This is a genomic window from Pseudomonas sp. LTGT-11-2Z, assembly GCF_003691445.1.
Taxonomy (GTDB): domain Bacteria; phylum Pseudomonadota; class Gammaproteobacteria; order Pseudomonadales; family Pseudomonadaceae; genus Aquipseudomonas; species Aquipseudomonas monteilii.
Window position 1 is genome coordinate 6029254 of sequence record NZ_CP033104.1, and the last position, 18928, is coordinate 6048181.

At 63.0% G+C, this 18928-nt stretch carries 19 protein-coding genes and 1 pseudogene; 4 read left to right on the forward strand and 16 right to left on the reverse strand.

All coding sequences use genetic code 11. The annotated features are described in order from the left end of the window. Positions 1-44: 44 nt before the first annotated feature. From D8767_RS29425 to D8767_RS28445, 3 genes are all read right to left on the reverse strand, one after another. Complete coding sequence (locus D8767_RS29425; protein WP_016714406.1) at positions 45-812, reverse strand: uroporphyrinogen-III synthase; 768 nt, start codon at positions 810-812, stop codon at positions 45-47. Next, positions 809-1750: a hydroxymethylbilane synthase gene (gene hemC, locus D8767_RS28440; RefSeq protein WP_016714405.1), complete on the reverse strand. Its 942-nt coding sequence runs from the start codon at positions 1748-1750 to the stop codon at positions 809-811. The genes D8767_RS29425 and hemC overlap by 4 nt, the downstream gene beginning before the upstream one ends. Positions 1751-1947: 197 nt before the next feature. Beyond that, on the reverse strand, positions 1948-2691 hold the full coding sequence (locus D8767_RS28445) for a LytTR family DNA-binding domain-containing protein (protein WP_015268539.1): 744 nt from the start codon (positions 2689-2691) through the stop codon (positions 1948-1950). A 296-nt stretch (positions 2692-2987) separates the two neighbouring features. On the opposite strand from D8767_RS28445, the gene argH reads away from it, so the two are divergent. Further along, on the forward strand, positions 2988-4382 hold the full coding sequence (gene argH, locus D8767_RS28450) for an argininosuccinate lyase (protein ID WP_016714404.1): 1395 nt from the start codon (positions 2988-2990) through the stop codon (positions 4380-4382). A 34-nt stretch (positions 4383-4416) separates the two neighbouring features. Here the strand turns inward: argH and D8767_RS28455 are convergent, their stop codons facing one another. Next, the gene (locus D8767_RS28455) at positions 4417-5079 is read right to left on the reverse strand and encodes a glutathione S-transferase (protein WP_016714403.1); all 663 of its coding nucleotides are present in this window, start codon (positions 5077-5079) and stop codon (positions 4417-4419) included. Positions 5080-5226: 147 nt separating this feature from the next. Here D8767_RS28455 and D8767_RS28460 point away from each other — a divergent pair, with 147 nt between their 5' ends. Both D8767_RS28460 and D8767_RS28465 read left to right on the forward strand, forming a co-directional pair. After that, positions 5227-5529 (forward strand): hypothetical protein, encoded by a 303-nt coding sequence (locus tag D8767_RS28460; protein ID WP_016714402.1) that lies wholly within the window; start codon positions 5227-5229, stop codon positions 5527-5529. A gap of 69 nt (positions 5530-5598) precedes the next feature. Next, a complete protein-coding gene (locus D8767_RS28465; RefSeq protein ID WP_016714401.1) occupies positions 5599-5844 on the forward strand; it encodes a TIGR02647 family protein in 246 nt (81 codons plus the stop codon). Between the two features lie 27 nt (positions 5845-5871). Here D8767_RS28465 and D8767_RS28470 read toward each other — a convergent pair whose 3' ends face one another. The 7 genes from D8767_RS28470 to D8767_RS28500 all read right to left on the reverse strand — a co-directional run bounded on the left by D8767_RS28470 (position 5872) and on the right by D8767_RS28500 (position 13877). Beyond that, positions 5872-7803: a cytochrome c/FTR1 family iron permease gene (locus D8767_RS28470; protein ID WP_016714400.1), complete on the reverse strand. Its 1932-nt coding sequence runs from the start codon at positions 7801-7803 to the stop codon at positions 5872-5874. A 120-nt stretch (positions 7804-7923) separates the two neighbouring features. After that, positions 7924-9342 (reverse strand): efflux transporter outer membrane subunit, encoded by a 1419-nt coding sequence (locus D8767_RS28475; protein ID WP_016714399.1) that lies wholly within the window; start codon positions 9340-9342, stop codon positions 7924-7926. Continuing rightward, positions 9339-10214 (reverse strand): HlyD family secretion protein, encoded by an 876-nt coding sequence (locus D8767_RS28480; RefSeq protein WP_019097418.1) that lies wholly within the window; start codon positions 10212-10214, stop codon positions 9339-9341. Before D8767_RS28480 ends, D8767_RS28475 begins: the two co-directional genes overlap by 4 nt. Further along, positions 10211-10423: a DUF1656 domain-containing protein gene (locus D8767_RS28485; protein WP_003255905.1), complete on the reverse strand. Its 213-nt coding sequence runs from the start codon at positions 10421-10423 to the stop codon at positions 10211-10213. Before D8767_RS28485 ends, D8767_RS28480 begins: the two co-directional genes overlap by 4 nt. Beyond that, a complete protein-coding gene (locus tag D8767_RS28490; protein WP_121757476.1) occupies positions 10420-12507 on the reverse strand; it encodes an FUSC family protein in 2088 nt (695 codons plus the stop codon). Before D8767_RS28490 ends, D8767_RS28485 begins: the two co-directional genes overlap by 4 nt. After that, positions 12504-12956 carry a MarR family winged helix-turn-helix transcriptional regulator gene (locus tag D8767_RS28495; protein WP_016714396.1) on the reverse strand — a complete coding sequence of 151 codons (453 nt, stop codon included), beginning with the start codon at positions 12954-12956 and terminating at the stop codon, positions 12504-12506. The genes D8767_RS28490 and D8767_RS28495 overlap by 4 nt, the downstream gene beginning before the upstream one ends. Before the next feature lie 126 nt (positions 12957-13082). Beyond that, positions 13083-13877: a tetratricopeptide repeat protein gene (locus D8767_RS28500; protein ID WP_016714395.1), complete on the reverse strand. Its 795-nt coding sequence runs from the start codon at positions 13875-13877 to the stop codon at positions 13083-13085. Positions 13878-14084: 207 nt separating this feature from the next. Here D8767_RS28500 and D8767_RS28505 point away from each other — a divergent pair. After that, positions 14085-14645, forward strand: a pseudogene (locus tag D8767_RS28505) (WYL domain-containing protein). Between the two features lie 56 nt (positions 14646-14701). On the opposite strand, the gene D8767_RS28510 reads toward D8767_RS28505, so the two are convergent. The 5 genes from D8767_RS28510 to D8767_RS28530 form a co-directional block, all read right to left on the reverse strand. Next, complete coding sequence (locus D8767_RS28510; RefSeq protein ID WP_016714393.1) at positions 14702-15565, reverse strand: ABC transporter permease; 864 nt, start codon at positions 15563-15565, stop codon at positions 14702-14704. A gap of 14 nt (positions 15566-15579) precedes the next feature. Continuing rightward, positions 15580-16443, reverse strand: a complete 864-nt coding sequence (locus D8767_RS28515; RefSeq protein ID WP_016714392.1) for an ABC transporter ATP-binding protein — start codon at positions 16441-16443, stop codon at positions 15580-15582. Positions 16444-16449: 6 nt separating this feature from the next. Then, entirely contained in the window at positions 16450-17469 is a 1020-nt protein-coding gene (locus tag D8767_RS28520; protein WP_016714391.1) for an ABC transporter substrate-binding protein, read from the reverse strand. 17 nt (positions 17470-17486) lie between these two features. Next, positions 17487-18386 (reverse strand): TauD/TfdA family dioxygenase, encoded by a 900-nt coding sequence (locus D8767_RS28525; RefSeq protein ID WP_016714390.1) that lies wholly within the window; start codon positions 18384-18386, stop codon positions 17487-17489. Between the two features lie 198 nt (positions 18387-18584). Continuing rightward, positions 18585-18926: a hypothetical protein gene (locus tag D8767_RS28530; RefSeq protein ID WP_016714389.1), complete on the reverse strand. Its 342-nt coding sequence runs from the start codon at positions 18924-18926 to the stop codon at positions 18585-18587. Positions 18927-18928 lie beyond the last annotated feature (2 nt).

Sequence of the window (18928 nt, forward strand, 5' to 3'; positions counted from 1 at the left end):
TATCCATCCTTTGCATGGGGGCGCATCGCGTTCAGCTTAGCGCCTTAAGAGGCAGGTGCAGCGCTGCGCTGCACGGCTGCCAGCAAGGCCGTGGCACTGGCGCCACGGCAATCCACAACCTGTTGGGCCCCGGCGGCCCTGGCCTGCTCGGCGACCCGCGGGCTGGGCACGAACAGCGGCAACTGTGCCAACTGCGGCCAATCGGCGCCGGCCAGCTGCTGCAAATGTTCAAAACCCTGCCCACTGCTGACCACCAGGCCATTGAGGCGTTCCGCTTCGATGCGACGCTTCAGGGTGCCCGCCGGGTAAGCCGGCAGGCAGCGACGATACAGTTCCAGATATTCGACACTAGCACCTTGCTCTGCAAGACGCTCTGCCAGCAGTTCGCGACCTCCGACGCCGCGAACGATCAACACACGCGGCGCAGGCACGGCAACGGCCTGGCGCAGGGCCGGGAGCGCCAGCAAGGCTTCGCTGTCATCGCCACGCGGCGGGCAGCTCGCCCCCAGACCTTTCTCCTGCAACACTGCGGCAGTGGCCTCGCCCACGGTGAACCAGCCTAGCCCTGGCGGCTGCAAACCGGCCTCGGCCAGTTGCTCAAGCAACAGCCGGGCGGCAGGTTTGCTGACCACGATGATCGCCTGGAAGCCATGCAGGCCTTCCAGCAACAGGCGTTGCCGGGCCTCCACGGTGACGGGCTCTATCTCCAGCAGCGGCATGCAGCTGCTGCCTACCCCCGCTGCCGCCAAGCTTTGCGCCAGTGCTGCGCAGTCCTCGGCAGGGCGGGTCAGCAACAGGCGCCATTGGCTCACGGGTGACCGGCCTCGCCGTAGACTTCCTTGAGGATGGCTTCGGCGCCCTGGCCCAGCAGGTCTTCGGCCACTTGTACGCCAAGCGTTTCAGCAGCAGAGCGGGGGGCGCGGGCATCGGCCACCAACAAAGTACCGCCGCTAGGCTGACCGACCAGGCCACGCAGCCACAGCTGGTCGCCTTCGAGTACCGCGTAGCAGGCGATCGGCACTTGGCAGCCGCCGTTCAGGCGTTTGTTCAGAGCACGTTCGGCCACTACCCGGTCGGCAGTGTCGGCATGGTGCAGTGGCGCCAGCAGCGCGTGGATCTCGACGTCGGCGCTGCGGCATTCGATACCCACCGCACCCTGCCCGCCAGCCGGCAGACTGTCATCGACGCTGATGGTGGAAGTGATGCGGTCTTCGAAACCCAGGCGGATCAGGCCGGCGGCGGCGAGGATGATGGCGTCGTACTCGCCAGCATCCAGCTTGGCCAGGCGGGTGTTGACGTTGCCTCGCAGGAAGCGGATTTGCAGGTCTGGGCGGCGCGCCAGCAACTGGGCCTGGCGGCGCAGGCTGGAGGTGCCGACGATGCTGCCGGCAGGCAGCGCTTCAAGGCTGTCGAAGGTATTGGAAACGAAGGCATCGCGCGGGTCTTCGCGCTCGCAGATGCAGTACAGGCCCAGGCCTTCGGGGAAGTCCATAGGCACGTCCTTCATCGAATGCACGGCGATGTCGGCTTCGTTGTCCAGCAGGGCGGTTTCCAGTTCCTTGACGAACAGGCCCTTGCCGCCGATTTTGGCCAGCGGCGCATCGAGCAGCTTGTCACCACGGCTGACCATGGGCACCAGGGTCACCAGCAGACCGGGATGAGCCTGCTCGAGGCGGGCTTTGACGTATTCGGCCTGCCACAGGGCCAAGGCACTTTTACGGGTGGCAATGCGGATTTCGCGAGTGGACATGAAACGCCCCGATCCAGAGAAATACCGTCGATGATAACAGCATCGCCGGTATCGCTTGCAGATGTGGATCAGTTGAGGGCCCCTTCGCAGGTAAACCCGCTCCCACAGGCTAATCACCGCCTTCGGAGCGGTACCGTACCTGTAGGAGCGGCTTTAGCCGCGAACAAGGGCGCAGCCCTTGCCATGCGGGCGCCGAATCAGAGGGTTTGCATCATCTTGCGCACGCCCGCCACATGCCGCCGGCTGACGGTCAGGGCATCACCGTCCAGGCCTTTCAGGTACAACTGAAAATGCCCCAGCGGGGTGCGTTGCAGGCGCTCGATGCGCTCGCGCGCCACCAGCGCATTGCGGTGGATACGCACGAAGCGTTCGCCAAACTCGTCTTCCAGGGCCTTGAGCGGCTCGTCGAGCAGCACCTCCCCTGCCTCGTGGCGCAAGGTCACGTATTTGTGATCAGCAATGAAATAGATCACCTGAGGCAAAGGAATCAGCTCGATACCTTTGCGCGTGCGGGCACTGATATGGCTGCGCGGGCCACCACCTTCATTGGCCGGCCGGGTAAGCGCCGCCAGCTGGGCGCGGTTGGGTTTTTCGGCCTTGCGCAAGGCATCGCGCAGCGCCTGGGCCTGGAATGGCTTGGTCACATGGCTGAGGGTACTGTCCTTGAATGCCTCGGCACCGTATTCATCATCCCCGGTGCAAAACACCACCGCCGGCGGCGCCTCGCGTTCGCACAAGCGTGCGGCAACCTGCAGGCCATCCAGGCCTGGCATGCCGATGTCCAGCAGGACCACATCGGGCTTGAGGCTTTCGATCAGCGCCAAGGCCTCCTCGCCGTTGGTGGCGCTAGGCTCCAGCACGGTGTAACCCTCCAGTTCGCCGAGCAGCCGGCTGAGGCGTTCACGGCCTTGGGGTTCGTCATCAACGATCAGGACATTCATAATTGCGCTGGATTCCTGAATGAGTCTCGCACAGGTATAGCGTAGACAGGTGTGGTTCGAGCGACACTGCGGTCACGCTCTAGACCGGTGCGATGGCCAAAGATTCACTCGGACGGCAGATTCACTGCCTGTCCTCTGTCCAACTGTAGACGGTCCGTGGAACACTGCCGTTCATTCCTTAAAATCGTTCTCTGCCGTTATCCGGGCATTTCTCTCGACCAGCGCCCTGCGGCGGCCAGCCCAACCCTGCTATCATCGGCGCCACTTTTTCGTTCACGCCTGCAATGAGTGAATCCATGAGCACCGACAAGACCAATCAGTCCTGGGGCGGCCGCTTCAGTGAGCCCGTCGACGCCTTCGTCGCCCGTTTCACCGCCTCGGTCGATTTCGACAAGCGCCTTTACCGCCACGACATCATGGGTTCGATCGCCCATGCCACCATGCTGGCGCAGGTCGGCGTGCTCAGCGATGCCGAGCGCGACACCATCATCGATGGCCTGAAAACCATCCAGGGCGAGATCGAGGCTGGCAACTTCGACTGGCGCGTCGACCTCGAAGACGTGCACATGAACATCGAAGCACGCCTGACCGACCGTATCGGCATCACCGGCAAGAAGCTGCACACCGGCCGTAGCCGCAACGACCAGGTGGCCACCGATATCCGCCTGTGGCTGCGCGATGAAATCGACCTGATCCTGGCCGAAATCACCCGCCTGCAGCAGGGCCTGCTGGAGCAGGCCGAGCGTGAAGCCGAAACCATCATGCCTGGCTTCACCCACCTGCAGACGGCCCAGCCGGTCACCTTCGGCCACCACCTGCTGGCCTGGTTCGAAATGCTCAGCCGCGACTACGAGCGCCTGGTCGACTGCCGCAAGCGCACCAACCGCATGCCGCTGGGCAGCGCCGCGCTGGCGGGCACCACCTACCCGATCGACCGCGAACTCACCTGCAAGCTGCTGGGCTTCGAAGCCGTGGCCGGCAACTCGCTGGACGGCGTGTCGGACCGCGACTTCGCCATCGAATTCTGCGCCGCTGCCAGCGTGGCGATGATGCACCTGTCGCGCTTCTCCGAAGAGCTGGTGCTGTGGACCAGCGCGCAGTTCCAGTTCATCGACCTGCCGGACCGCTTCTGCACCGGCAGCTCGATCATGCCGCAGAAAAAGAATCCGGACGTGCCAGAACTGGTACGTGGCAAGAGCGGCCGCGTGTTCGGCGCCCTGACCGGCCTGCTGACCCTGATGAAAGGCCAGCCGCTGGCCTACAACAAGGACAACCAGGAAGACAAGGAGCCGCTGTTCGACGCTGCCGATACCCTGCGCGACTCGCTGCGTGCCTTTGCCGACATGATCCCGGCGATCAAGCCCAAGCACGCCATCATGCGTGAAGCGGCCCTGCGCGGCTTCTCCACCGCCACGGACCTCGCCGACTATCTGGTACGCCGTGGCCTGCCGTTCCGTGACTGCCACGAAATCGTTGGCCACGCGGTGAAGTATGGCGTGGACACTGGCAAAGACTTGGCCGAAATGAGCCTGGACGAACTGCGCCAGTTCAGCGACCAGATCGAGCAGGACGTGTTTGCCGTGCTGACCCTGGAAGGGTCGGTGAATGCCCGTGACCACATTGGTGGTACGGCGCCGGCGCAGGTGCGCGCGGCGGTTATTCGCGGCAAGGCATTGCTGGCCTCGCGTTGATCAGGAACCGGGGCCGCCTCGCGGCCCCGGACCCTTAGCGTTTACCGCTTCGAATCATCTCCATGAAGGCTGGCATCGCCGCCTCCTTGTCTGCCACGATCCGCGCCATGTGCGGGTTCTCGCCCATCAGCTGCAACAACGCCTTGGCCTGCGGGAAGTCCGCCAGTAAGTCGATGTTCAGCACCTTCTTGCCCACGACATAAGCCAGGTCGACCGAGAAGCAGAACATCAGGTCTGCCAGCGTCAGTTGCTCGCCTGCCACAAACGGCGCAAAGCGACCGTTACGCTTGAGGGTGGAAAACCCGGCCAGCAGATCGGCCCGGGCTTTCTCTTTGACCAGCGGCTCAACCGACATGCCAAAGAACGACTCGGCATAGCAGGTACGCGCCGGCAGCTCGATGTACAGCTCGATTTCCTTGAGCAGCTCACGCACCTTGGCCTGCCCGAACGGGTCGGCCGGCAGCAGTGCCTTGCCGCCCTGGGTCTGTTCGATATAGTCGAGGATCACACTGGTTTCACTCAGGAAGCCGTGTTCGGTTTCAAGCACTGGCACCTTGCCCCGAGGGCTCACTGCCAAGGCCTGTGGCGCCTGGCCGCCATAGAAAGCGACTTCCTCGAAGGGCAGGCCTTTTTCCAGCAGGGCCAGCTTGACCATGTTGTAGTAGTTGCTGACCGAGAATCCGTAAAGCTTGAGCATGAGGTAACAGCCTCCAGGCCGTAAGGGGTTGGCCCGGCTTTTATAGACCGTACGCCCGTCCCTGACCAGCGTCATGCACCCCGTCAATGCCCGGGCATTGCCGCTGCAGGCATGGCACACTGTGTGCCCCACAACAGGAGTAACGCCATGAGCGAGCCCACCGACATCGACAATGACGACGACGAAGCCTTCGCCGAGGCGACGCTGACCCAAGCTATCGAGAACCAGATTGAGAGCGGCGAACCGGCTGCGGCCAAGGCCACCTTCAACAAGCTGACCCTGGTCGGCTACGAGCGTGAGGACATCCTCAACCTGATGGCTCATGTATTGGCCTTCGAGATCGACAACATGCTGACGGAAGACCGCGAGTTCAACGGCGAGTGGTACGAGAACGCCCTGCGGGCGCTGCCGGAGCTGCCGCCTGAGATGGATCAAAGCGAGGACGAATAATCCGACTACACTCCAAGGTCAGGCACCGCTGACGGTGCCGCCATCCTTGTCTGGAAGTCAGGAGCCGCCATGCCTTTTACCCCCGATCTGATCGACGAACTGGAAGTACTCGCACTGTTCAAACACGACAGTAGCCAGGAAGGCATCAAGATAACCAGCACCGCCGCACCTGCCCTGATCGCGGCTGCGCAACGTCTGCATGAAAAAGGGCTGACCGATCAACCTGATGGCGGCTACCTGACCAGCCTGGGTCATGACGCCGTCGAAAGTGTCCAGCTGCTGCAGAACATTCTCAAGGCGCCACAACCTGCCTGATCAAATAGGTTTTTCAGGATGGCGGCCTCAGCTGGCCGCCGCCCTGCGCTTTTCCGCCAACCGCGAGCGCCCATACAGGAACATGATGGCCAGCAAGGCCACCGCCTGCGCTGACAGCGAGTAGGCATCGGCATGAATCCCCAGCCAGTCGAACTCGAAGAACGCCACCGGTCGCGTACCCAGTACACCGGCCTCTTGCAGCGCTTTCACGCCATGCCCGGCGAACACCACCGACAGCGCGCACAGCAACGCGGCGTTGATGCTGAAGAACAGTGAAAGCGGCAGCTTCGCAGAGCCACGCAGGATCACCCACGCCAACCCCACCAACAGCACCAGCGCGGTTGCGCCACCTGCCAGCACCGCCTGATGCCCGGCAGGGCCTGCCTGCAGCCACAGGGTTTCGTAGAACAGAATCACTTCAAACAGTTCGCGGTACACCGAGAAGAACGCCAGCAAGGCGAAGCCGAAACGCCCTCCGCCACTGACCAGGCTGCTCTTGATGTAGTTCTGCCAGGCTGCGGCGTGGCGTCGGTCATGCATCCACACGCCGAGCCACAGCACCATCACTGCAGCGAACAGCGCCGTGCAACCTTCCAGCAGCTCGCGCTGGGCCCCACCCACATCGATCACGTAAGCCGCCAGCGCCCAGGTGGCAAAGCCTGCAACCAGCGCCAGGCCCCAGCCGATGTTGACGCTGCGCACCGCCGACGGCTGGCCGGTGTTGCGCAGGAAGGCCAGGATCGCCGCCAGAACCAGAATGGCTTCAAGGCCTTCGCGCAGCAGGATCAGCAAGCCGGAGATAAAGCTCAGTGACCAGCTCAGGCCATCGCTACCCAACAGTTTCGCGGCCTGGTCGAGCCTGGTCTTGGCTTCGGCCAGCCGTTGCTCGGCCTGGCCCACGGGCAGCCCATCCTGCAACGATTGGCGGTAGGCCATCAGGGATTTTTCGGTGTCCTTGCGCACTTGGGTGTCAATGTTGTCCAGTGAGCTTTCCACCAGTTCGAAGCCTTCCAGGTAGGCCGCCACTGACAGATCATAGGCCTGGTCGTGATCGCCTGCACGGTAGGCGGCGAGGCTTTTGTCCAGGGTACTGGCGGTGTATTCCAGCAATTGCGCCGGGCCCCGCTTGACCTGAGGCGGCTGGGCACGCTGGGCGCGAAATGCCTCCACGACCGCATTGCCTTCGTTGGCGGCGACTTCGGCTGGAGTCTGGCGTGCCAGGTCGGCGATGTTCCAGGTCTTGTCGCCTTTGGCGGCCTGTGGGTTGGCTGAGAAACTGGCGATGTAAGCGGCCACATCCCAGCGCTGACGGTCGTCCAGCTGATCGGCGAAGGACGGCATTTCGGTGCCGTCGATGCCAAGGGCCAAGGTGTTGTAGAGGTCGAACAGGCTCAACTGGTCGAGGCGCGCAGCGTCACGCAGGTTAGCGGGCGCCGGCTCCAACCCGACACCCGCAGGACCATCGCCTGCGCCTGTGTCGCCGTGGCAGATCGAGCAGTTCTGCGCATACAACGCAGCGCCACGGGCAGGGTCCGGGGTAATCACCGGGGCCTGACTGACTTCATAAGCCACCGCCAGACGTGCGCCCAGTTGCCTGGCTTGCCTGGCTACAGCCGCGCCATCCTGGCGTTCATCAATGGCTTGGCGCAGCGCCTGTACACCCTGCTCAAGCCCAGTTTGCTCAGCGTGTGCCGGCAAGGCTTTTACCAGGTCGGCCAATACCGTGCTGAACTCCTGTTGTTCACGGTATTCGCCATCGTCGATCACCTTGCCATCGCGCACAGTCGGCGGGTAGTCGGCGCCAATGTAATCAAGCAGGTGCAAGGCCTTGGTGGCCTCGGCGGGGGCTTCGGCCATCGCCATGGTGCTGCACAGCGCCAGCACCGGCCACAGAAGCCAGGCAAGCAGACGGGAACGGGTTTTCATGGCCAGTCTCGGAGGGAATGCGAAAGAGAACATTGTTCACTCCGACTTGGTTTCCCTCAAGGGTGCTTGGCGGAATTCATGAAAAATCTTGCTACAAATCTGATGGGGCGGAGATTCGCGGAACTTGTGAGCTGGCTTGCTGGCGATTGGGCCTCAAGGCCTGGCGGTATCCTTCCAGCCACCACCGAGGGCAAGGAACACCCCAATCTGCCCCATCGCCACCTGGCTATTGGCCGCAGCCAGCTGCGCACGCATGTCGGTATAGGTCCGCGTCGCCTGCAAATCCGCCAGGAACGACTCACGCCCCGCCTGGTAGTACCGGTGCGTCTGGTCCGCCGCTTCCTTGGCCGATTTTTCTGCCTCGGCCAGCGCATCGCGCCGGTCCAGCAACGCGCTGTATTGCGCCAGGCGGGTCTGGGTTTCGCGAATGGCGTTCAGCACTACGCCATCAAAGTTTGCCAAGGCCGCCTGAGTAGAGGCTTCGGCCATGCGAATGCGCGCACGGGTGCCGTTGGTAGGGATGCTCCAGCTGATCTGCGGGCCAAAGCCCCAGCGGTTGGTCGCGGGCTCGCCCAGGTTCTCCAGGATGCCGATGGTGCCAACCTGGGCGCCGATGCTGATGTCGGGGTACAACGCGCCGGTGGCAACACCGATGTAGGCAGTGGCCGCAGCCAGCTGGCGCTCGGCCTGACGCACGTCTGGACGGCGCTTGAGCAACGCGGCGCCATCGCCCACTGGCACCAGTTGGTTCAGGTGCGGCAGCTCGGCACAATCGGCGGTACCGGCAGGCAACTGGTCAACAGGCTTGGCCAGCAGAGCCGCCAGGGTATACATGCCGGTCTCGCGCTCTGCCTTGAAACGCGGCAGTTCGGCACGCAACGACTTGAACTGGGTTTGCGACCGGGTGACCTGGGTTTCATCGCCACGCCCGGCATCACGCAAGCGCTGGTTCAGCTTCACGCTCTGCTCCTGCAAATCGAGCGACTCGCGGGCGATGTGGTATTCCTCGTTGGCCGAGCACACTTGGGTATAAGCCTTGACCACATCCGCCACCAGGGTGATGCGGGCAGTGTCGGCAGCGGCCTGCACTGCGTCGGCGTTGGCCTTGGCAGCCTCGGTACCCCGCTTGAAAGTGCCCCACAGGTCGAACTGATACGAAGCGCTGATGATGGCCTCGCCGATGTTGGCTACCGGCACCTTCTCGGGCAGCAGGAAGGCTTCACCCGACTCCTGCAGGCGCTGGGCACCCAGTTTGACGCCGCCGTTGAAGCCACCTTGCGATTCGGCCACTTCAACCTGCGCGCGGGCCTTGGCGATGTTGGCGGCGGCTACGCGCAATTCGGTGTTGGCACTCAAAGCCTGGCGCACCAGTTCGTTCAGCCGTTGATCCTGATACAGCTGCCACCAGTCCTCAGGCACTGGTGCCGAGACCACGCTGTCGGCATCCTGGCGCAACGGGCCGTTAAGGTCGCTACGTTGTACCGCCCCGTCCTGCGGCACCTCATAGTCCGGGCCCACCATCATGCAGGCCCCAAGCGACAGGCACAGGCCGGCCAGGATCAGCTGTTTCATGGGTGTTGGCCCTCGATGATCGACACCGTGGCAGTGCGCCCGGCAATCATGCGGAAGTCTGCCGGCACTTCGTCGAAGGCGATGCGCACCGGAATACGCTGGGCCAGGCGCACCCAGCTAAACGCCGGGTTGACGTTGGGCAGCAGGTTGGCGCCGCTGCTACGGTCGCGGTCTTCAATGCCGGCAGCGAAGCTTTGCACATGGCCACGCAGGCGGGTGTTGTCGCCCATCACACGAATGTCCACGGCATCACCGATTTGGATACCGCCCAGCTTCGTTTCTTCGAAGTAGCCATCGACGTGGTACGAAGCGCTGTCGACCACGGACAGTACAGGACGGCCGGCGGTGACGAATTCGTGATTACGCGGGGCGCGGTCGTTCAGGTAGCCGTCTACCGGGCTGCGCACCACCGAGCGGTCGAGGTTGAGCTGGGCGGTATCGACCGCCACCTGTGCCTCGCTGACAGCCGAGCGGGCACGGGCCTCGCGGGACTGGCTTTCTTCCAGTTGCTCGGCGGCCACCAGGTTGCCCAGCTTGCGGTTGCGCTGTGCTTCGCGCGAGGCCTGGGCCAGGGTTTCCTGCCGCTCACCGAGGGTGGCCTTGGCCTGGCGCAGGGCCAGGGTGAAGCGGTCCTGGTCGATGGTGAACAGCACGTCGCCGCGTTTGACGGTCTGGTTGTCGCGCACCTCGACCTTCTGGATCAACCCGGACACATCCGGGGCAATCTGGATCACGTCGGCGCGAATGTGGCCGTCGCGGGTCCAGGGGGCAAACATGTAGTACACCACCATCTGCCACACGAGCACGGCGGCGAAGGTCACTACCAGCAAGGTCAGGACCACACGGCCCAGAGTCAGCAAAGGTTTTTTCATGGCAGCATCAGGTTTCGGCAAAAGTGGTCCACCGCGCCAAGCAGCACGGCATACAGAGCAACGTTGAACAACGCCCGGTGCCAGACCAGGCGGTAAAAGTGCAGGCGCACCAGCACCGCGTGCACCCCCAGGAACAACAGGTAGGTGCCAAACATCATCACCAGCAGCGTGGGCAGGAACACCCCGCTGATATCCAGTTCACCAATCACAGGGGGGCTCCGTCGAGGCCGGGGGGCAGTTGCGGTTGTTCGGCGGGTTCGAGCATCACTTCCACACCCGGCAACAGCGCCAGTCGCAGGCCGCTCAGGGCATGCAGCAGGTGGGTGCGGGCATCGCCGCGCTCGTACAGCTCATCCAGGTTCAACGCCAGGCGTGCGCGCTCCATGTTGCGTAGCAGCGCGGCCGGGGCATGCAGGCGTTCACCGGCACGCAGGCAGGCGGCGTAGTGTGCGCCAACGTCCTCGACCACCGTGTTCAGGCGTTCGCGGGCTTGCTGGCCGGCACGCGGCATGTAGGCGAGCAAGTCGAGCAGGTTTAGCCCTACGCGCAGGTCGCGCAGTGCCACGCCGCTGTCCTGGCCGGTTTGCGACAGCCGCGGCAGGTGCTGCATCAGGCGGTCGAGCATTTGCACACCCACCTGGCGGTGCTCGGCCAGGGTGGCGGGTTCGGTCATTTCGACGATGTCGCGCCAGGCGAAGCGGGTCATGCGTTTGGCCGCCAGTTCCACACCGAACGGGCGCATTACCAAGGTCCAGATGAAAGCGAACAGCAGGCCCACGGGGCCGGCCAGGTTGGAGTTGAGGAAGGTGAAGAAGTCGGCGTCGTAGGCGCCCTGGATGCTGATAAACGTCGAGGTGTTGACGATGGTCAACAAGGTACCCAGGTAGAAGCGCGGCTGCACGGTCAGGGTGCCGACGCAGATGAACGGCACGGCGAAGGCCAGCACCAGCATCGGGAAGTCGTGCAGGTTGGGCAGCACCAGGAACAGGTACAGGCTGGAGAAGATGACCGACATCAGCGTCCAGAAGAAGAACCGGTAGATCTGCGGTGCCGGGTCGTCCATGGCGGCAAAGAAGCTGCATGACACAGCGGCGAGGATCACCGCGCTGGCGCCGTCGTTCCAGCCCAAACCGATCCACAGGCCGCAGGCGACAACGATCGCCAGTACGGTGGAGGCTACTGAATATAGCATCAGGCCACGGTCGAAGAACGCCGTCAGGCGGCCTAGGCGCCAGTGACGGTACACCGCGCGCCAAGGCTTGGTATCGTCGGTACGCAGGGCATGTTGCAGGGTACAGCAGTCCTGCCACAGGTCAGCCCATTCGCTCAGACGGTACAGGGCGTTGGACAGCAGCAGCTCGGCACGTTGGTCGAGCGCGGCAGCGCCGGGCTGCAGGCGATCGATCTGTTCATGCAGTGCGGTCCAGCGTGCGACCGAAGCACTTTCGGCAGTGCCTTTGAGCCATTCGCGGGCAGCTTCAAGCAGTGGCTGAAGCTGAACGAACTGCGCCGGGGCACGGCCTTCCAGGGCAACCAGTGCGTCATCAAGGGCGTCGATCACTGGCAGCAGATGAATCATGCGCCCGCGCAACTCACGGGCGTTTTTCAGCGTATGCGGGCCGGCGCCTTCATGGCCGAGCTGGCCGATCATCAGCTCCAGCGAGTTGAAGGTGGCGACCATCGCCCCGCGCATGCCACCGACCTTGTCGGCACTGACTTCGCGGGCCAGGTAGGTGTCGCTGTAGCGGATCGCTTCGGTGAACCAGCTACCGGTGGCGCCCACCACCACAGGGGCAAGCCGGCGCGGCCAGAAAATGGCACCGACCACTGCCGCGCAGACGATACCCAGGCAGATTTCCTGCGCACGGGACGATGCCACGTCGAACAATGCCAGCGGGTTATCCACAACCGCCAGCGCAATCATCGGCAGGGTATAACCGGCCAGCATCAGCACGTAGTTGTTGGCCGTACGCAGGTTCAGCGAAAGGAACAACAAGGTGCCCGTCCACAAGGCAATGGCGATGCTCAGCAACAACGGCGACTGCACCAGTGGCGGCACCAGGAAAATCGCGCCACCGGCCCCCAACAGGGTGCCCACTGCGCGGTACAGGGCCTTGGAACTGGTCGGGCCGACGAACGGGCTAGAGACGATGTACACCGTGGCCATCGCCCAGTAGGGACGTGGCAACTGCATGAGCAGCGCAATGTACAGGGCGATCATCGAGGCAGCGAAGGTACGCACGCCGTAGAACCAGTCACGCGCCGGGGGGACTGAGCTGAAGAAACCGTTCATGCCGCCCCGCCCGTGCTGCCCAGGCCGGCCGCTTCGAAGGCACGCAGCACGCGCAAGGTAGCTTCCAGGTCGGCCTGGTCGATGCCGTTCAGCACATCGCGGCGCAGGCGAACCAGCTCGGTTTCGATGGCTTCGGCCAGGGCGCGGCCTTCGGCGGTCAGGCTCAGGGCTTTGGCGCGGCGGTCCAGTGGGTCCTCGCTGCGGCATACCAGGCCGGCCTTGCACAGTTGGTCGAGCAGGCGCACCAGCGACGGGCTTTCGAGGCCGGCAGCCTGGGCAACAGCCACCTGATGCACGCCATCGCCCAGGCGCACGATCATCAGCAGAGGCGCGGCGCAGGCCTCGGAAATACCGTAACCGGTCAGGGCGGTGTGGCAGATGCGCCGCCAGTGGCGAGCGGCAACCACCATGCCGCTGCTGACTTGCAGGCGCAGGAGATCAAGGGACATGGAAGGAACCAAGGATATTCATAGTTTGCTAACTATCAATATACGCCTTGCCCTACCCCTGTCGTCAACAGGGGGTGACGGGGGGCATGAATGAATTGTTGTTCATGCCGGGGATTTTGCGCGGCCTTATGGCTGGATCTGGTCCTCCAGCTTCATGGTCAGTGCCAGTGTGCTGCCCATCTGCACCGCCCGGTCCCGCCACTCCTGGTAGCGCACCGCGTCCCGGCTGCTGAAATGCACCGCCAACTCCTCGGCTGCCTGTACCACCCCCGCCGCGGCCGCCAGCTCCAGCCAGTACAACGCGGCCTTGAGGTCGGCATCCACATACAGCCCGTGCATCAACCGGTAACCCACCTCGAAACGGCAGCGTGCCTCACCCCGCTCGGCCCCGCGCATGAACCACTGGTAAGCCTGCACCAAGTCGACCTGCCAATCCTGGTCGCCATCGCACACTTCCTCCTCATACAGGTCACCCAATGCTGCAGCCGCGTGCAACATGCCCCGTTCGAAGGCCTGCCGGTAGCACTCCGCCGCCTGCACGTAGGAGGGGTCGATGCCTTTGCCAAAATAATGCTGCTGCCCGAGATTGAACCAGGCGGCGGCATTGCCCTGCAGAGCAGCCATGCGCAGCAGGTGACCGGCCAGCACGGTATCGGCGCGCCAGTACTTTCCGTTGAGCCAGATCCAGCCGAGGTCGTTCAGGGCCGCCACACTGCCTTGCAATGCCTGACGGCGCAGGTCGACGTATACCGCCTGCAGATCACTGGCCTCATCCAGGCGGTTGACCAGCAATGAGCGCTGGCTGGGCAAGCCCACGCCGGCGAACAGGGGTAGCCGCCTCCCGACGGGGGTCGGTGGAGCTATGACCCGCTCGGGCAGAAGGCGGGCAAGCAGCGAATGGATATTGCTGGCAGCAGACATGTTCATCCTCATTGAACGACGCACAACCCCAACCTTCGGCTGTGATGAGGCGTGATTCTGCGTGACGTCACGTCAAAACCTGTCGCGAACGATTCGGTACCAGGCAACCAAATGCGACTTCCTTGATCTGAGCAGGCTGTGGCCAATTGCCATGCCCCTCGCGTGCCGCCATCCTATTGCGGCAAGCCTAGACAAGGACGTTATCTTTTGCCGTTCGCCACCACCCGCGCCACCCTCAGCCGACAGTGGGCACTGCTGCGCCAGCTGCCCAGCCGCTCCCCAGGCATAACCAGCGCCGAGTTGGTGTGGCGCCTGCGTGACGTGGGCTTCACGGTCAGCAAACGCACGGTCGAGCGTGACCTCAACGAGCTTTCGCTGATATTTCCGCTAGAACGCAATGACAAGAGCATCCCGTTCGGCTGGCACTGGTCGGCAAGTGCGGTGGGCGAATTGCGCGGTAATTTCGACTTGCTGACGCACCTGCGGGGGGACGCGTTGCAACCGGCGCAGGGTAAAGGTGTGGAGCTGGTGGCGCGGATCAGCGACGCACTGGCGCGGCAGTTGCGGGTTGCACCGTTGAGCAACGATATGCAGCTGACGGCACTGGAGCATGGGCATCGGTAGCGGGCCACGGTGAGTGACGGCTGGCCATTGCGCTGGTGGCTGTTGAGCCATGGGGATGGGGTGGTGGTGGAGCAGCCTGCAGAATTGCGGGGAGAGATTGGCAAGATTCTGAGCAATGCAGCTGCTCAGTACCAGAATCTGTAGCCTGTACTGGCCCTTGCGCGGGGCCACCGGCAAAAGGGCCAGTACAGGCTCACGGCCTAGCGCTGCATCCCCCAGCGCCGCACGGTCAGCCGCTCCAGGGTGTTGAAGACCAGCCCCTCCACCAGCAAACCGATCAAGATCACCACCGCCAACCCGGCAAACACCTTGTCGGTATACAGCTCGTTGCGGTTCTGGAAGATGTACCAGCCGAGCCCGCCCTTGCCGCTGCTGGCACCGAAGACCAGTTCGGCAGCGATCAGGGTACGCCAGGCAAACGCCCAGCCGATCTTCAGCCCCGACAGGATCGACGGCAAGGCCGCCGGCACCAGGATGTGCAACACCAGCCGCAGCCCTTTCAGGCCATAGTTGCGGCCAGCCATGCGCAGCGTTTCCGACACGCCAAGGAAGCCGGCGTAGGTATTGAGCGCCAACGCCCACAGCACCGAATGCACCAGCACGAAAATCAGGCTGTTGTCGCCCAGCCCAAACCACAGCAAGGCCAGTGGCAACAGCGCAATGGCCGGTAACGGGTTGAACATCGACGTCAGCGTACCTAGCAGGTCCCGCCCCAGCTGGGTCGAAACCGCCAGACTGGTCAGGCCAAAGGCCAGGACGATACCCAGCACATAGCCCTTGAGCAGTATCACCAGCGAAACCCCGACTTTGGCGGGCAGTTCACCGCTGGCCAGGCCGTCCCACAGGGCGGCGGCGGTTTGCAAGAAGCCTGGCAGCAGCAGGTCGTTACCCTGATAACGGGCTACGGCCTCCCACAGCATGGCGATTCCCAGCAGGATAACCGCCTTGCGCAGCCAGCCTTGCTGCCACAAGCGCTGGGCCAACGGCAGTTGTCGTTCCAAAGGCACACTGAGCAACGGCTCCAGCTGCACCTCGTATTCCTGGCGTACAGGTGTAGTGGTCATGGCTGAAGCTCCTGTCAGTAGGCGATGCGGATATCGTTGAAGCCAAGGTCGTCAGCCTGCTCAGGGGTATCCGCCTCGTCGAACAGCAAACGGTGAATACGCCGGGCACTGGCCTGGAAGTCGCTACCACCCAGGCTGCCCAGGTTGTATTGGTGGCTGTGCACTTCGGCACGCACTCGCCCCGGGTGCGGCGACAACAGCAGGATACGGTTGCCAACCACCAGTGCTTCTTCGATGGAATGGGTGACGAACAACAGGGTGAACCGCACCTCCTCCCACAGCAGCAACAGCTCTTCCTGCATCTTGCGCCGGGTCAGTGCATCCAGGGCGGCGAACGGCTCATCCATCAACAGGATCTTGGGCTGGGTGGCCAAGGCCCGGGCAATTGCCACACGTGCCTTCATACCACCGGACAACGTGTGTGGATAAGCATCGGCAAAGGCGGCCAGACCGACCTTTTCCAGATAATGCAGCGCCCGCTCCTCCGCCTCTGCGCGCTTGAGCTGGCCAGATACCAGCAGCGGAAACATGACGTTCTGCTTCACCGTTTTCCACGGCGGCAACTGGTCGAACTCCTGAAACACCACGATGCGGTCGGGGCCTGGGCCACGCACTGTCTGGCCCTGCAGCAGAATCTGCCCTTCTTGCGGCTGGATAAAACCGGCCACGGCTTTGAGCAGGGTGGACTTGCCACAGCCGGAGGGACCGAGCAGTACAAAACGATCAGCGCGGTCGACTTCGAAGCTGACCTGATGGGTGGCCCGCACCACGCGTTGCGCGGTGCGGTATTCGAGGCTGAGGTTATCCACCTTGAGCAAAGGCGGCGTTGCGACACGGCTCAGGTTGCTGGCCGTGTGGCCTGGCAATGGGGCGGTCATGATCGGTCAGCTCCCCTGCAGCGGGCGTTCATCCTGGAAGAAGTAGTCCTTCCACGACTCCGGCTTGTGCTTGATGGCGCCTACCCGAAAGAGGAAATCGGCCAGCTTGTAGGTGTTCTTGGGCGTAACGGTGAATTCGTACTGTGGGTTGTCGATCAGCTTGATCAGCGCGTCGCGGTCGATCTTGGCCTTGGTTACGCGGATATAGGTGTCGGCGGCAGCCGCTTTGTCTTTCTGGGCGAAGTCTGCGGCTTCGGCCAGAGCATCGACGAAGGCCTTGTAGGTTTTGGGGTTGTCCTTGCGGAACTTCTCGGTAGCAAACAGCAAGGTCGGCGAGTTGGGGCCGAGCAGGTCGTAGCTGTTGAGCACTACGTGCACGTCCTTGTTGGCCAGCACCTGGTCCTGGAACGGCGGGTTGGAGAAGTGCCCGTTCAGCTCGGTGCCGCCCGCCAGCAGCGCGGCGGTGGCGTCCGGGTGTGGCACGGCCAGGGTGTATTTATCGAGGCGGTTGTATTCCTTGTCGCCCCACTGCTGAGCAGCGGCGTATTGCAAGAAGCGCGACTGCACCGAAACACCCACCGCCGGAACGGCGATACGGTCTTTGTCGGAGATATCGGCGATGGTCTTCACGTTGGGGTTGCTGCTGACCAGGTAGTACGGGAAGTTGCCCAGCGAAGCCACGGCCTTCACATTCTGCCGGCCCTTGGTGCGGTCCCAGACGGTCAACAGCGGCCCGACGCCAGCGCCGGCGATGTCCACCGAACCGGATAACAGTGCGTCGTTGATGGCCGAGCCACCCGACAGCTGCGCCCAGTCGACTTCGATGTCGATGCCCTGCTCCTTGCCGTGTTTCTCAATCAGGTGCTGGTCACGCACCACGTTCAGCAGCAGGTAGACGATGCCGAATTGTTCGGCAATGCGGATCTTGCCTTCGGCCTGGGCCACGGCGGGGGCGGTCAGGCTGCCGATGACCAGGCTTGCGCCCAGGCCGATGCTTGCCGCCAGGCGGCTGATGGATTTGCGCATGATGATTTCCTCAGTCGTCAGAACGGGGCATCGCCCTGGATGGTGGTGCGGTACAGCTTGCGCCGCAGGTGCGCGGGGCAGCCGGTGGCCAGGTGGATCAGTGAGCGGTTATCCCAGAACACCAGGTCATGGGGCTGCCACTGGTGGCGGTAAATGTTCTGCTCCAGCACGCTAAGGGCATACAGCTGCTGCAGCACGTCACGGCTTTCGTCGTCTGGCAGGCCGACAATGCGGGTGGTGAAGCCTTCACTGACGAACAGGGCTTTGCGGCCGTTTTCCGGGTGAGTGCGGACCACCGGGTGAATGACTTCCTTTACCTGCGCCAGTTGCTCGGCAGTCAGGGTCGGGCGCCAGTTGCCTTCGAATTTGGTCTCGGCGTAACGAGCGGTGTAGGAGTGAGCGGCACTGCGTCCCTCGACCACTTTGCGCAGGACGTCAGGTACAGCATCCCAGGCTTTGTGCATGTCGGCGAACAGGGTGTCACCGCCTTCACTGGGCAGTTCCTGGGCATGCAGCATGGAACCGAGGCTTGGCAGCTCCTTGTACGACAGGTCGGAGTGCCAGAATTTGCCGGCATCACCCAGGCCGATGTTCTGGCCATTTTCGATGATGTTGGAAACGATCAGGATCTCGGGGTGGCCAGTCAGCAGGAACTGCTTGAGCACATGAATCTGCAACTCACCGAAGCGGCGGCTGAAGGCGATTTGCTGTTCCGGGCTGATGCGCTGGTCGCGGAACACCAGCACATGGTGGTCGAGGTGGGCGCGATGGACACGGGTGAAATCTTCGGCGCTGACCGGTTTGGCCAGGTCCAGGCCTATGATCTCGGCGCCGACGGCACCCGAGAAGGGGCGAACTTCGAAAACTTGCGGCTGGGCGCTGTCGATGGTCGACAAGGCGTTCAAGGCGGCTGACATTTTTCACTCCCACGCAGTGCGCGACTTCAATGGCGCGCAACGATCAGAAACGCACGGGGTTTTCCCGTGTGGGTTCAAGTCGTGCGGCGCATCGATTGGTCGACGGGTACGCAGTGGAAGCGACTATAAAGTCATAAGAGCAATATTTTAAATACCTTTAACGCATAACCATAGCACTGAGGACGGGGCGGCCTGCGATCAGATCAACCCGCCCTGCTCTTCTTCGTCGATGAGGTTGTTCAGGCTGCTGAGCGCCTTGCGTGCCGTGGAGCGGTTGAGCAGCTTGGCCTGCGCGCCTGGGGGCAAGTCAGTGATTTTGAACAGGCCCTTGGCGGTCAGCACATCGATAAGGTCTTCAAGCACGCGGATCATGTCCAGGTCGCTTTGCTTGAGCTGGTTCAGGCTGTTTTCCACAACGTCATCGGCGAACCATTCCTGAACATCGGCATGGTCGGCGGGGAGCATTTCGGTGAACTGGTCAAAAGCGGCTGCTTCTACCCGCAGCAACTGGCCAGCGGCGTCGCGTTGCACGTAGAACATGG

Coding starts and splice junctions, on each gene's coding strand:
- hemC (WP_016714405.1), bottom strand. CDS start 1,750: ATGTCCACTCGCGAAATCCGCATTGCCACCCGTAAAAGTGCCTTGGCC.
- D8767_RS28445 (WP_015268539.1), bottom strand. CDS start 2,691: ATGAATGTCCTGATCGTTGATGACGAACCCCAAGGCCGTGAACGCCTC.
- argH (WP_016714404.1), top strand. CDS start 2,988: ATGAGCACCGACAAGACCAATCAGTCCTGGGGCGGCCGCTTCAGTGAG.
- D8767_RS28455 (WP_016714403.1), bottom strand. CDS start 5,079: ATGCTCAAGCTTTACGGATTCTCGGTCAGCAACTACTACAACATGGTC.
- D8767_RS28460 (WP_016714402.1), top strand. CDS start 5,227: ATGAGCGAGCCCACCGACATCGACAATGACGACGACGAAGCCTTCGCC.
- D8767_RS28465 (WP_016714401.1), top strand. CDS start 5,599: ATGCCTTTTACCCCCGATCTGATCGACGAACTGGAAGTACTCGCACTG.
- D8767_RS28470 (WP_016714400.1), bottom strand. CDS start 7,803: ATGTTCTCTTTCGCATTCCCTCCGAGACTGGCCATGAAAACCCGTTCC.
- D8767_RS28475 (WP_016714399.1), bottom strand. CDS start 9,342: ATGAAACAGCTGATCCTGGCCGGCCTGTGCCTGTCGCTTGGGGCCTGC.
- D8767_RS28480 (WP_019097418.1), bottom strand. CDS start 10,214: ATGAAAAAACCTTTGCTGACTCTGGGCCGTGTGGTCCTGACCTTGCTG.
- D8767_RS28490 (WP_121757476.1), bottom strand. CDS start 12,507: ATGAACGGTTTCTTCAGCTCAGTCCCCCCGGCGCGTGACTGGTTCTAC.
- D8767_RS28495 (WP_016714396.1), bottom strand. CDS start 12,956: ATGTCCCTTGATCTCCTGCGCCTGCAAGTCAGCAGCGGCATGGTGGTT.
- D8767_RS28500 (WP_016714395.1), bottom strand. CDS start 13,877: ATGTCTGCTGCCAGCAATATCCATTCGCTGCTTGCCCGCCTTCTGCCC.
- D8767_RS28510 (WP_016714393.1), bottom strand. CDS start 15,565: ATGACCACTACACCTGTACGCCAGGAATACGAGGTGCAGCTGGAGCCG.
- D8767_RS28515 (WP_016714392.1), bottom strand. CDS start 16,443: ATGACCGCCCCATTGCCAGGCCACACGGCCAGCAACCTGAGCCGTGTC.
- D8767_RS28520 (WP_016714391.1), bottom strand. CDS start 17,469: ATGCGCAAATCCATCAGCCGCCTGGCGGCAAGCATCGGCCTGGGCGCA.
- D8767_RS28525 (WP_016714390.1), bottom strand. CDS start 18,386: ATGTCAGCCGCCTTGAACGCCTTGTCGACCATCGACAGCGCCCAGCCG.
- D8767_RS28530 (WP_016714389.1), bottom strand. CDS start 18,926: ATGTTCTACGTGCAACGCGACGCCGCTGGCCAGTTGCTGCGGGTAGAA.